Source organism: Saxibacter everestensis (assembly GCF_025787225.1).
Taxonomy (GTDB): Bacteria; Actinomycetota; Actinomycetes; order Actinomycetales; family Brevibacteriaceae; genus Saxibacter; species Saxibacter everestensis.
On the sequence record NZ_CP090958.1, the window covers coordinates 2,035,758 to 2,048,332 of the forward strand.

Consider the following 12,575-nt stretch of genomic DNA (forward strand, 5'->3'; position numbering starts at 1 on the left):
GGCCGTTCTGGCTCCGCGGCCGAACCGAACCGAACCGAGGTCTTGAGATGCCTGCCCCGTTGACGTCGATCAGCGCACGCGCACTTGCCCGGCACCTTGACGACTGGCTGAGTCACAGCGGCCCGGCCTACATGCAACTCGCCGACAGAATCAGGCTGTTGCTGCTGGATGGCCGCCTTCCAGCCGGAACCCGGCTGCCCGCCGAACGAGACCTCGCCTCGCAATTGGGCAAGAGTAGAACTACGGTCACCTCGGCGTATCGCCACTTGCGGGAGCGTGACTACCTGCAGTCCCGGCAGGGTTCTGGATCAGTGACCTGCCTTCCCCGATCCGAGCCGCTATCGCCGGGCAGCAGCAAGGAACAGTCCGAGCTACTGGTCTTCACCACCGCCGCATCCTCGGCGGCCGGAGGACTGTACGAGGCGACGCAGGCCGCGCTGAACTGTTTCCCGAAATATCTCTCCGGCCCCGGTTACGATCTGGTCGGCATCGACGAGTTGCGCACGGCCATCGCGGAGCGATATCGCACCCGCGGCCTGCCTACCGCACCGGAACAGATCATGGTCACGCTCGGCGCCCAGCACGCGATCACCCTGCTGACCAAGGCGTTACTGGGATCAGGCGATACCGCACTCATCGAGGTGCCAAGCTACCCGCATGCCTTCGATTCACTGCGTGCCGCGACGCCCCGGGTGGTTACGACGACTGTGACATCCGAGGGATGGGACATCGACCAGCTGACCACCCAGCTGCGTCGACTGCGGCCCGCACTTGGCTACCTGATGCCGGACTTTCACAACCCCACATCGGCGAGCATGGCTGCCGTTGATCGCGAATACGTGCTGAAATGTGCGGCGCGTTCTGGAACGACGATCATCGCCGATGAGACGACGGCAGAACTGAACATCGACCGCACCGAAGTTCTTCTGCCGATGGCAGCGTACGGCAGCGCCGTGCTGGTCGGATCGGTGGGAAAGACAGTCTGGGGCGGGCTCCGGGTCGGTTGGATCCGCGCCGAACCGGAACTCATCGAGCGGTTGGTACAACTACGCCACACGCTCGACCTGGGCACGCCGATTCTTGACCAGCTGGTGGTGGCAGCGATGCTGGAACGCTTCGACGATATCCTCAGCGAACAATCGCTCAGGCTGAGGGCAAGCCGCGACCTGCTGGTCGAGGAAATCAGCCGGCGCTTCCCGGAGTGGCAGGCACCGACGGTGAACGGCGGTCTGGCGTTATGGCTCCAGCTTGGCAGCCCGACCAGCTCTGCCCTGACCCTGGCCGCAAGGGACCGCGGCCTGGCCCTGACCGCAGGACCGAGATTCGGGCTGGACAGCGCGTTCGAACGATTTCTGCGGCTGCCCTTTACCTACAACCAGTCGCAGACCCTCGAAGCGCTCGAGATACTGGAAGCCGCGTGGCTGGCAGTCAAGTCCCGGGGACCCACCGCCAGCCACGCGCGTTCCGGTGCCGCGGCCAGTAAGTTGCGCGACGTCATCTAGCTGCGCGTCGGCGGCTAGCTAAAGCGACGGCGGCTAGCTTGCGCAGCGGCATCAAACCTGTCCAACACTCCCGGTGCTGCATCCTCCTCAACCCACCACCAACCGTGGCCGCGTCGTCAGTCGAACTGCGGATCGGCGTCCCGGGTTCGCTTGAGCTCGTAGAAGCCGGGGGTCTGTGCGACCGCGACTACGCCGTCCCACAGTTTGCCCGCTGCCTCTCCCTTGGGCGCCGGGGTGACGACCGGTCCGAAGAACGCCGTGTCGCCGACCGCGACAACCGGCGTGCCGAAATCCTGGCCCACCCTGTCTATTCCGTCGGCATGTGAGGCACGCAGCTTCTGATCGAACTCGGTGCTCGACGCGTAGTCGATCAGCTCGGCTGGCAGCCCGACCTCCTCAAGTGCCTGGGAGACCGCAACAGTCAGATCCTTCTCGCCGCCGGGATGCACGCGTGTTCCAATTGCGGTGTAGAGCTTGCCGATAATGTCCTGGCCATGCTTTTCGGCTGCGGCGATCACAACGCGAACCGGTCCCCAGGCCCGATCCATCAGGGATCGGTAGTCCTCGGGGAGGTCGGCGTCCTCGTTAAGCACTGCCAGGCTCATTACGTGCCACCGAACCTCGATATCTCGTACCTTTTCGGTCTCAAGAATCCAGCGCGACGTCATCCAGGCCCACGGGCAGACCGGGTCGAACCAAAAATCCACTGTTTCCTTGACACCCGGTGCTGCAGCTGCTGCCGTCATCGTTCCTCCGTTGCGTGAGCTATGGATAGACGCAGAGCTGCGCCCCCGTTGTCGTCAACCAACATAGCTAATGAAAGAATTCCCCTAATTACCGAACTCGGTTGTCCGACGCTTGTATCCCCAGCAGTGGAGTAGCCCCCCGTGCCAGATATGAATCTCACTCGCGACGAGGCGGCCGAGCGCGCCGACCTCCTCGACGTTTCCTTCTACGATGTCGTGCTCGATATCGACCCGGAGGCGGACACCTTCCGCTCCGTCACGACGGTCCGCTTCACGGCGGCGCAGGGTGCATCGACGTTTATCGACGCCGTGACCGCGCGCGTACATCAGATTGAGCTCAACGGCCAGGAACTGGACGCCGCCGAGGTCGTGAGTGCTTCCCGGATTTCTCTTCCGGTGCTGAGCGACGACAACGTACTCGTCGTCGACGCAGACTTCTCCTTCATGAATACAGGCGAGGGCCTGCACAAGTTCGTCGATCCGGCCGACGGCGAGGTCTACCTGTACAGCCAGTTCGAGGTCGCCGACAGCCGCCGGGTATTCGCGGTGTTCGAACAGCCAGACCTTAAGGCCACCTTCTCGTTCGCCGTCACCGCACCGGCCAGCTGGCAGGTGATCTCGAACTCGCCGACGCCTTCGCCCGAGGCAGCTGGAACCGGAATCGACATCACGCCGCTGACGTTCGATAACAAGCTCTCGGCAGATGACGCCAAGGCGGATCGGCTCACCTGGCGGTTTGCGCCAACGCCGCCGATGTCGTCATATATCACCGCGATCATTGCCGGACCGTACGAATCGGTGCACTCGCAGCTGACCAGTTCCGACGGCCGGGTGATCCCGCTCGGCGTCTTTGCGCGGAAATCACTGGCAAGCTATCTCGATGCCGACAACATATTCCGGATTACCCGCCAGGGTTTCGAGTTCTATGAGAAGAACTTCGGCCTGCCGTACCCATTCGAGAAGTACGACCAGCTGTTCGTGCCTGAATTCAATGCCGGAGCCATGGAGAACGCCGGTGCCGTGACCTTCCTTGAGCAGTATGTGTTCCGGTCAAAGGTTCCAGATGCCACCGTCGAGCGCCGCACAGTCACGATCCTGCATGAGCTGGCGCATATGTGGTTCGGCGACCTGGTAACGATGAAGTGGTGGAACGACCTGTGGCTCAACGAGTCATTTGCCGAATACATGTCGACACTGGCCACCGCCGAAGCCACTGAGTGGAAGCAGGCCTGGACTACCTTCGCATCCCTGGAGAAGGCGTGGGCGTATCGGCAGGACCAGTTGCCGTCAACCCACCCGATCGTTGCCGATATTCGCGATCTGGAGGATGTCGAAGTCAACTTCGACGGGATCACCTACGCCAAGGGCGCCTCGGTGCTCAAACAGCTCGTCGCCTGGGTTGGGCAGGACGAGTTTCTGGCCGGAGTGCGCCAGTACTTCCAGAAGCATGCCTGGTCGAACACCCAGCTCTCCGATCTGCTTTCCGAACTCGAGCAGACCAGCGGGCGTGACCTGAGTGCGTGGTCGAAGGTGTGGCTCGAAGAGGCCGGCCTGACGTCCCTTCGGCCGGAAATAGTGGACGGCGCCGACGGGCTGATCGAGAGCCTGGAGATTGTGCAGGAGGCACCCGAACTGCACTCCGGTGAGCGCCCCTCAATGCGGCCGCACCGTCTCGCAGTCGGCTTCTATGACCTCGATCCGGAAACCCAAACCCTGCAGCGCACCGAGCGACTCGAGCTGGATGTCGCCGGCGAACGAACGAGCGTAACCGCTGCCGCCGGTTTGCGACGGCCGGCGCTGATCCTGCTCAATGATGATGACCTGGCGTACGCCAAGATCAGGCTTGATCCGGCGAGCTTCGCCACGGCCAGCGCACATCTCGGCCAGTTCGCCGATTCGCTGCCGCGCACGCTCATCTGGTCCGCGGCCTGGGATATGACCCGGGACGCCGAAACCGACGCGCACAGTTACGTTTCACTCGTGCTGGACAACATTTCGGCCGAGTCGGATTCAACCGTCGTGCTGGTGCTTCTGCGCCAGCTCGCGACCGCCGTCGAGTTGTACGCGAATCCCGAACAGGCACAAAGGCTCGGCGTGGAGGTCGGCGAAGAACTGGCCGAGCTGGCACACCGGGCCGGCCCCGGTTCGGATCAGCAGCTTCAGTTCGTGAAGGCTGCAGCGCGCCACGCTCGGACCGAGTCACAACTAACGTTCATCGGAAGCTTGTTCCACGGTGGCGCGACGATGGACGGGCTGGAGGTTGACACCGACCTGCGCTGGGATTTGCTGACCTCGCTGGTCACGGGTGGCAAGGCCGGCAACAAGGAGATCGAGGCCGAGCTCGGCCGGGACAACACCGCCTCGGGTCACCAGGCAGCCGCCCTGGCCCGGGCCGCGGTTCCAACAGCCGAGGCCAAGGAGAAGGCCTGGGCCGATGTTGTCGATCGTGACGACCTGCCAAATGCCGTGGCCGGATCGATCATCAGCGGCTTCAACCGGGTGCACGATTCCGAACTGCTCGAACCGTTCGCGGCCTGTTACTTCGATGTGGTGCGCCGGCTGTGGCAGGAACGCACGCATGAGATGGCTCAGCAGCTCGCCCTCGGGCTGTACCCAGCGCACAGTGTCCGGCAAGAAACAGTTGACGCCACGGACGCCTGGCTTGCGGACAATTCTGATGCGCCGGCCGGTCTGTTGCGTCTGGTCAGCGAAAGCAAGGACGGGCTGGTCAGGGCGCTGCGCGCCCAAGCGCGTGACGCCGCTCGGTAGCGTAGCGCGTGACGGCACTGCGCGCCCAAGCGCGTGACGCCGCTCGGTAGCGTTGAGGATTGGATCAGGCGGCTCCGCTCAGGCGGCGCCGCCTGATCCGAGGCGCATGATCGAGTAGCCTCGCCGGGCCGCCTGATCCGAGGCGCATGATCGAGTAGCCTGCGCCGGGTAGCCGGGTGGCCCAAAACCGGACAGTTCGCGCTGGAAATATTGGTCAGGCTGCCTACGCGAACCGGTCTAGGACGAAACCTCGGACAGCAGCCTGGCCAGGGTGATGACCCTGACAGTGTCGAAGAAGTTGTCCACCAGAACCGGGGCGACGCCGCCGTCCACCAGCGGAAGTTTCCAGCTCGGGTAGGCATCCGCGCTGGCTGGCTGATAGTTCGGCCGGCGCCCGCCGACCGCGTCGGCCACGGGCACGCCGACGAACTGGGCTTGTGTCCTGGTCAGATAGGCGTAGAGCGCCTGCAGAATCTCGCGTTCACTGGCGTCCTTCGACAACAGCCCCATGGCGATCAGTCGCTCGATCACCTTCCGGCGAACCCGCTCGTCGATGGCGCGCTCCTCCTCCAGGCTCGACGTCAGCAAGCCGAGTTGCTCACGGAGTTCCAGGTGTTCCCCGGCCAGGAAGCCCGAGGTCGGGGTGCTATCCGGGTCGCCGACCAGCGCGAGCGTGGCCTCCGGCCAGTCGCCAACGACCGGGAGACCCGATTCGCTTTCGTCCCAGAGAATCGTCGAGCCGATGAAGCCGCGATCGCGCAGTAGACCGCGCTGTTCGTCGCTGAGTCCGGCCTCGTTCCGGGTAAATACAACCGCGTCTGCGCGATGGGCTTCCAGCGCGATTATCCCGAGCACCGCCTCGGCATCGGCATCGACATACGTGCCGTCCGCCGGGTCGTTGCCTGCGGGGATCCACCACTGTCGAAACACCGAGTCGATCTGTGCCAGTGATAGCCCCTGCGCGCCACGCAGGGCCGCGCGGACAACGGCGCGGAACGGTTCATAGGCCAGGGCACGCAGCGCGTCGGGGTGCAGCGGGGACTGCGCGCTGTCCTCGCCTCTCGGAGCCTGCTGCGTCGGCGGCGAGCCGACGTGAATCTTGCGGGCCAGCAGATTTGGATTCGTCCACGCTTCGGCCCCCTCGGGATCATCCCCAAATGACAGTTCACGGACTATACCGATCGACAGGCCGGCAGCCCGGGCGGCGTCGCTCGCGGCAAGCAACTGCTGCTCGGCGATCCATTGCAGCCAGACGAAGAACTCCATCCGGGAGGCCGCACGCTGCTTGAACCTGCGGAGAGATTCCCGATCCTGATAATTTGCGTTCTTGCCTCTGACATAGCCTGGCCACTCGCTGGAGCGCGGACCGAGCTGCTCGGCCGCGGCGCACCAGAAGGCAAAGCTCTCAAGTGCTGTGCCACCCCGGGACCGGAAGTCTTCGAATTGCGCCTGCCGGGCGCCGGAACGCGGGTGGGAGAACACAACCTCGAGCGCGCTGCGCTTGGCCTCCCACACGGCATCCCGATCGATAACCTCGCCGGCCACGTTGTGCCGCGCCTGATCGTCGCTCTCCCAATCGATAAGGGCGCGAACGGCAGGCGGAAGGTAGGAAACCTCGTGAATGTCCTCCACTCGGATATAGAGCGGATCAAGATATCGCCGCGAGCTCGCCGCGAAGGGTGAGGGGTCCCGGTCGCTCAGGCCGCCCGCGTTGAACGCGTTCACCATCACAAAACTGGCGCCCTGGCGCCGGGCCGCGAGGTCGGCGAACTCCGCCAAATCCGCAAAGTCTCCAATTGCCCACGACTTGCTGGATCGAAGGCCATAGAGTTGCAGGAGATAGCCCCAGTGGCGGCCCTTGGCCCGTTCCGGCAGCGTGAGCCGCGCGGGAGTGACAATTAGTTCGGCCGAATAGACCTGAAGCCGGTCGTCGTCAGCGCTTTCCAGACTGGTGACATGCAGCCGGTGGTAGCCCAACTGTTGCCCGGACGGAATGGTCCACCGACTTTCAACCAGCTCAGTGCCGTCGACCGTGCGCTGGTCAACGTCGTCCTCGGCGAGTTCAAGTGCGCTGATAGTGCCGTCTTCGCGCTCGATCGACACCTCGATCGGCACGTCCTTTTGGCTCCGCACCGGAACTGTGAGCTCCGTATCGTCGCGAATCACAATCGCCGGCGGCAGGGGCGACTGCCATTGCCTGGTATCGACCGCCTCCAGCGATTCATGGATCGCGGCTTCACTCGACGTGTCGACATGTAATGCGGACAGCACCGACCGAAGCGTCTCGGGCGAAACCTCGACCTCGTCGCCATCGATGCTGCGATACGAGGTGGCTACGGAATATAAGGCGGCAAGATCGGACAGTTTCTTTTCCAGCACTACTGCATCGTGCCATATCTGCCCTACATACCCTTCGAACACGCCAGGACTGGCGTGTTCTCGTCCGGCGACAGCGATTCGCCATCCGGGCCCGCCGAACGGGTTCCCGGTAACGGTTGCTCTATAGCAGGTTCCCTATGGTGAGGAGATGACATCGTCTTCCAGTTCCGCTTATCCGTTAGCCGCCGCAACCAGCTACCCGCCTGCCAGGCGTGACGAGACCGTTGATATGTTGCACGGCACTGCCGTGGAAGACCCGTACCGATGGCTCGAAGCTGCCGAATCCTCAGACGCTCTCGACTGGCTCCGCTCGCAGGCCCAGCTGTTCGGCCAGGCTCGCCAGGACTATTCCTATTTGGCGGGGTTCCGGGCACGGGTGGCGCAGCTCTTCGGCGCCGGTGCGGTGGGCTCGCCGGTTTGGCGTGGAGACCGCTGCTTCTTCACCCGCCGGGCGGGTGATCAGAATCATGCCGTACTACTGGTCAGCGAGCCCGGGGATCTCGCGAGCGGGTCGGCCCGAATCGAACGCGTGCTCGTCGATCCGAACTCGCTCGATCCGGACGGGCTTGCCACACTCGATGCCTGGCAACCAAGCCAGGAAGGTGACCGGCTGACGTACCAAGTCAGCGTAGGAGGCACCGAGGAGAGCGTGCTGCACACGATTGAGGTTGCCAGTGGGGACCAACTCGACGAACCGATCGATCGTGCTCGCTACTCGCCGGTCGCCTGGCTACCCGGCGGGGACGCCTTCTTCTACGTCCGCCGGTTGGATCCCGACCTGCTCCCCGAAGACGAGAAGCAGTACCACCGACGGGTGTGGCTGCATCAGGTCGGGGACAACAGTGAAAACGACGAACTCATCTTCGGCAACGATCCTGAAGCCGACCCGCATAATTACTACGGTGTGGCGGTTTCCCGCGACGGACGCTGGCTTACGGTGGTGGCCGCGTCCGGTACGGCGCCGCGCACCGATGTCTGGATCGCCGCGTTGCCCGGCGAGCGCTGCGCGCCCGGCTCGAAGTCTGATTCCGCCGACGCCGCGACCGCGGACCGGTTGGTGTTCCGCGAGGTGATCGTCGGGGCTGACGCTAAGACCGCCATTCATATCGGCCGGGACGGCCGGATGTACGTGTTTACCGACCTGAACGCTCCCCGGGGCCGGATCGCGGTCGCCGACCCTCGTTCACCGGATCCCTCCAGCTGGAAAGACCTGGTTGCCGAGGACCCCGAGGCTGTGCTTGAGGAGTTCAGCATCCTCGACGGGCCCGAGCTGGACGTTCCGCTGCTTGTCGTTGCCACCTCGCGGCATGCAATCAGCCAGGTATCCGTGCATGAGCTGGCCGACGGCACCGAACTCGGCCAGATCGAGCTGCCCGGCACCGGCTCGGTCGGCGGCCTGACCGCAAAGCGCGAGGGTGGCCATGAGTTGTGGTTCGGCTACACCGATTTCACCTCCCGCACCCGGATCTACCGGTGGGATGCCGTCGACGGCACGACAAGTCTGTGGGCAAGCGCTCCCGGCGACTCCTCCAAGGCTGAGCCCGGCGACTCCTCCGAGGCTGAGCCCGGCGACTCCGACGCTGCGCGAGCGGCTATCCGCACAGTGCAGCGAACATATCGCAGCAAGGATGGCACCGAGGTGCGCCTGTTCGTGATCGCGTCGGCAGAGGCGTTCGATGCCGCTGGTCGTCCGCGGCACACCGCGCCGACGATTCTCTATGGTTACGGAGGTTTCGGGATTTCGATGACGCCCGGATTTTCGCCCACCGCTCTAGCCTGGGTTGAACGCGGCGGCGTCTACGCCATCGCCAGTTTGCGCGGCGGAGGCGAGGAGGGTGAGGCTTGGCGGCGAGCCGGCATGCTTGGCAATAAGCAGAACGTCTTCGATGATTTTCACGCCGCCGCCGAATTCCTGATCGATTCCGGATTCACCACGCCGGAACAGTTGGGCATCTTCGGTGGTTCGAACGGCGGGCTGCTGGTCGGTGCGGCTCTAACCCAGCGCCCCGAACTCTATTCGGCGGTCACTTGCTCCGCCCCACTTTTGGACATGTTGCGGTATCAGCATTATGGTCTTGGTGCGACGTGGATGTCGGAGTACGGCGACCCCGAGGTGGCAGAGGAGTTCGACTGGCTCCTGGCCTACTCTCCCTGTCACAACGTCCACGCTGGAAGCAGGTATCCGGCGGTACTGTTCACCGTGTTCGAGGGTGATACCCGCGTCGATCCATTCCACGCCAGAAAACTAACGGCACTGCTACAGCATGCAACCGCCTCGGACTCGCCTATCCTGTTGCGGTCGGAGGCGAAAGTTGGCCATGGTGCCCGTTCCGTCGAAAAGACCGTGGCACTCACGGCAGACCAGCTGGGCTTCTTCGCCCGGCAGTTAGGTTTAACGTAGATGAGTCCTACGCTGAGGTTTGACCAGATGGATCTGGACTTCTGGCTCGATAAACCGCTCAAGATCGCGGTGATCATCGTGCTAGCGGTCGTGTTGAACTTCATCATCCGGCTGATCGTCCGAAATTTTGCCGAGCACATTGCCCGCGGCGACGTCGCGCCACTCGAGGGCGAACGGAAGAAGCCGGGAATCCTGCGTGCCGCAGGCCAGACCCGCGACTGGCTCCTGCAGGAGTCCCCGATCGCTATGGCGAGGCGAGCGCAGCGAGCAAAAACGGTCGGCTCGGTACTCCGTTCGGTCACCACGATCGTGGTCAGCGTGATCGCCATCCTGATGGTGCTGACCGAACTCGGCTTCAATCTCGCGCCCGTGCTCACCGGTGCCGGCATCGTCGGCGTGGCCCTTGGTTTCGGAGCGCAAACGCTGGTCAAGGACTATCTGTCTGGCCTTTTTTTGGTGGCGGAGGACCAGTTCGGGATTGGCGATGTCGTCGACCTGGGTGAGGCAGGCGGCACTGTCGAGGCGGTGGGCTTACGCGTGACCCAGGTCCGTTCGGTCGACGGGACGCTATGGCATGTGCGCAATGGCGAGATCCTTCGAGTCGGCAACCAGTCACAGGGCTGGGCGCGGGCCGTGATGGATATCCCTATCCCCTACGATTCCGACGTCCGTCAGGTGAGCGATCTAGTGCTGCAATGCGCTAAGGACATGCTCGCAGAGGACGAGTGGAGCAATATCATCCTGGAGGAACCAGAGGTTTGGGGTGTTGAGGCCTTCACCGGCGAGTCGATCACGCTGCGCCTGGTGATCAAGACGAAGCCGCTTGAGCAGTGGGCTGTGGCCCGCGAAATGCGCGCCAGGCTTAAGCTGGCAATGGACCGGAACGGCATCCACATTCCGCTGCTGCAGCAAACCGTGATCCGCACCGGGAACCCCGGCGTCTTCGATCCCACCAATCCGCAGCACCACGACGAATCCAAGGATCACAAGGAACGCAATGACCGAGCCGAGTAACGCGCCGCCGAGACTGGACAACTATTACGACGCCATCGGTGGTCACGACACTTTCGTCCGGTTGGTCGATGTCTTCTACGAGGGCATCGCCAACGACGAACTGCTGCGACCGATGTATCCCGAGGAAGACCTGGGACCGGCGAAGCGCCGGATGCTGATGTTCCTTGAGCAGTACTGGGGCGGGCCGACCACGTACAGCGAGGAACGGGGCCACCCCCGGCTGCGGATGCGGCACCATCCGTTCCAGGTGACGCCGGAGGCGCGCGACCATTGGTTGCAGCATATGCGCGCCGCTGTCGATGCCATCGACCTGCCGCCGATCTACGAGTTCACTCTCTGGGACTACCTGACCCGCGCAGCACACGCCATGGTTAACTCCGCCGGGCCCAGCAGCGAGGCTGCCGGAACCGGCGCTTCACCGAATTAGGCCGATCGGCCGACTTGTTGGTCGCCCAGCCAGTCGCTGCCAGCTAGGCGCCTAGTCCGGCGCCGCCATCCGGGCAATAATGTGCCCTCGTGCCGACGTCAACCGGCGCCACGGACCTGCCGCATAGAGCGCGATTGGTTCCGAGCTGGTGAGGAATCCAAGCCCGGAAGCTGCAAATGCCGCCCCTCGTGGCAGCCGAGCGACTCCGGGAAGCTCCGCACCCCAGACCGCCTTGCGTACGGAGCCCACGACCTGGGCCCCTGCCTGATCCGGAAGGGCTTCAGCCACCTCACGCACGCCGCTTTCCGCCTCGGCGTGCAGCAAGCCGGTGTCGCCGACACCGATCATCGACCAGCCGGATCGGGGCGGCGATATTCCCGCCCAGGCAGCCCGAGCCCGATCCGGGGGAAGCGGAAGCCTGATGCCCGCGGGCTTCTCGCGATTGGTCGATGTCTCGTCGGCTCCACGGGCGAAACGGTCTGACATCGCGGCGAGTGACACCACGACATCGATATGCTGCGGCACCGCGAGTCGCAGCGTGCGCAGCCCAAGTACGGTCGGAGCACTGTCGCCGAGGCTTGCCGGATACAACGGCGCGACGTAGACCGCCAGAATCTCGCCGATCGCGACGAATCTCACCGCACCGTCGGCGTCCAGCCGCTTGGCCCGGGTCAGGTAGGTTTTCAGGTCCTGCCAGGTTTCGTGATCTTCGAGGCTCAGGTGATCCACGCCGTCGGCCACGACTAGCTCTGACGCCGAAACGGTACCGGTCCGGCGTCAAGACTGTGCAGAATCTCCCGCTCCTCGTTCGTCATCCTGCGTGGTTTGCCGCTCGAGCGATCCACGAAGACGACGCTGGTCTCGGCGAGCGCGTAGCTGACGCTGCCGTCCGGTTCACGCACCTCGTAGCCAAGGTCGAAACTCGCGCCTCCCAGGCGGCTGACCCACATGTCGATAGCGACCGGTGCTACACGGTACTCAAGCGGCGCCCGGTACTCGATGACATGCCGGGCGACGAGCGAGCTGGTGTCGAACCCCATCCGGGAAAACAGCTGGATGGCGGTGCCGTCGACCACCGACGAACCATCGGACGTCGCGGTCGGCGAGCCAAGCAGGCGCACCCGGGCTTCTTCGAGCAAGCGCAGGTATTGGACGTTGTTGACGTGGTTATAAGCGTCCATGTCGCCCCACCGAAGCTCAAGCAGGAGGCTCAGCTTGTCGGCTGCCTGATGCAGGGGCTCCGGCCCCGGAGTGTCCTCGCGCTGCGCGCTGGCACCAGCGGTTCCCTGTACTTCATTAACTGACATAGTGGCCATCTTCCCATCCCGCTCCCCTGG

9 protein-coding genes are annotated in these 12,575 nt (G+C 63.9%); 5 read left to right on the forward strand and 4 right to left on the reverse strand.

Features of this window, described 5'->3' with window-relative positions:
- The first annotated feature begins 47 nt into the window (after positions 1-47).
- On the forward strand, positions 48-1,502 hold the full coding sequence (yczR, locus tag LWF01_RS09805) for a MocR-like transcription factor YczR (protein ID WP_349637224.1): 1,455 nt from the start codon (positions 48-50) through the stop codon (positions 1,500-1,502).
- Positions 1,503-1,618: 116 nt separating this feature from the next.
- On the opposite strand, the gene LWF01_RS09810 is transcribed toward yczR, so the two are convergent.
- Complete coding sequence (locus LWF01_RS09810) at positions 1,619-2,248, reverse strand: mycothiol-dependent nitroreductase Rv2466c family protein (protein WP_349637225.1); 630 nt, start codon at positions 2,246-2,248, stop codon at positions 1,619-1,621.
- Between the two features lie 150 nt (positions 2,249-2,398).
- On the opposite strand from LWF01_RS09810, the gene pepN reads away from it, so the two are divergent.
- Positions 2,399-5,017 carry an aminopeptidase N gene (gene pepN / locus LWF01_RS09815; RefSeq protein ID WP_349640882.1) on the forward strand — a complete coding sequence of 873 codons (2,619 nt, stop codon included), beginning with the start codon at positions 2,399-2,401 and terminating at the stop codon, positions 5,015-5,017.
- A gap of 237 nt (positions 5,018-5,254) precedes the next feature.
- Here pepN and LWF01_RS09820 read toward each other — a convergent pair whose 3' ends face one another.
- The gene (locus tag LWF01_RS09820) at positions 5,255-7,396 is read right to left on the reverse strand and encodes a 4-alpha-glucanotransferase (protein WP_349637226.1); all 2,142 of its coding nucleotides are present in this window, start codon (positions 7,394-7,396) and stop codon (positions 5,255-5,257) included.
- A gap of 148 nt (positions 7,397-7,544) precedes the next feature.
- Between LWF01_RS09820 and LWF01_RS09825 the strand changes: the two genes are divergently transcribed.
- Genes LWF01_RS09825 through LWF01_RS09835 form a run of 3 tightly spaced genes read left to right on the forward strand, consistent with a single transcriptional unit; the run spans position 7,545 to position 11,238 of the window.
- Positions 7,545-9,797, forward strand: coding sequence for a prolyl oligopeptidase family serine peptidase (locus LWF01_RS09825; protein WP_349637227.1), 2,253 nt, complete (start codon positions 7,545-7,547; stop codon positions 9,795-9,797).
- Positions 9,798-10,811 (forward strand): mechanosensitive ion channel family protein, encoded by a 1,014-nt coding sequence (locus tag LWF01_RS09830; protein ID WP_349637228.1) that lies wholly within the window; start codon positions 9,798-9,800, stop codon positions 10,809-10,811.
- Positions 10,795-11,238 carry a globin gene (locus tag LWF01_RS09835; RefSeq protein WP_349637229.1) on the forward strand — a complete coding sequence of 148 codons (444 nt, stop codon included), beginning with the start codon at positions 10,795-10,797 and terminating at the stop codon, positions 11,236-11,238. Before LWF01_RS09830 ends, LWF01_RS09835 begins: the two co-directional genes overlap by 17 nt.
- A gap of 51 nt (positions 11,239-11,289) precedes the next feature.
- On the opposite strand, the gene LWF01_RS09840 is transcribed toward LWF01_RS09835, so the two are convergent.
- The gene (locus LWF01_RS09840) at positions 11,290-11,979 is read right to left on the reverse strand and encodes a DUF8185 domain-containing protein (protein ID WP_349637230.1); all 690 of its coding nucleotides are present in this window, start codon (positions 11,977-11,979) and stop codon (positions 11,290-11,292) included.
- A gap of 2 nt (positions 11,980-11,981) precedes the next feature.
- On the reverse strand, positions 11,982-12,545 hold the full coding sequence (locus tag LWF01_RS09845; protein ID WP_349637231.1) for an acyl-CoA thioesterase: 564 nt from the start codon (positions 12,543-12,545) through the stop codon (positions 11,982-11,984).
- Positions 12,546-12,575: the final 30 nt, after the last annotated feature.

Coding starts and splice junctions, on each gene's coding strand:
- yczR (WP_349637224.1), top strand. CDS start 48: ATGCCTGCCCCGTTGACGTCGATCAGCGCACGCGCACTTGCCCGGCAC.
- LWF01_RS09810 (WP_349637225.1), bottom strand. CDS start 2,248: ATGACGGCAGCAGCTGCAGCACCGGGTGTCAAGGAAACAGTGGATTTT.
- pepN (WP_349640882.1), top strand. CDS start 2,399: ATGAATCTCACTCGCGACGAGGCGGCCGAGCGCGCCGACCTCCTCGAC.
- LWF01_RS09825 (WP_349637227.1), top strand. CDS start 7,545: ATGACATCGTCTTCCAGTTCCGCTTATCCGTTAGCCGCCGCAACCAGC.
- LWF01_RS09830 (WP_349637228.1), top strand. CDS start 9,798: ATGAGTCCTACGCTGAGGTTTGACCAGATGGATCTGGACTTCTGGCTC.
- LWF01_RS09835 (WP_349637229.1), top strand. CDS start 10,795: ATGACCGAGCCGAGTAACGCGCCGCCGAGACTGGACAACTATTACGAC.
- LWF01_RS09845 (WP_349637231.1), bottom strand. CDS start 12,545: ATGTCAGTTAATGAAGTACAGGGAACCGCTGGTGCCAGCGCGCAGCGC.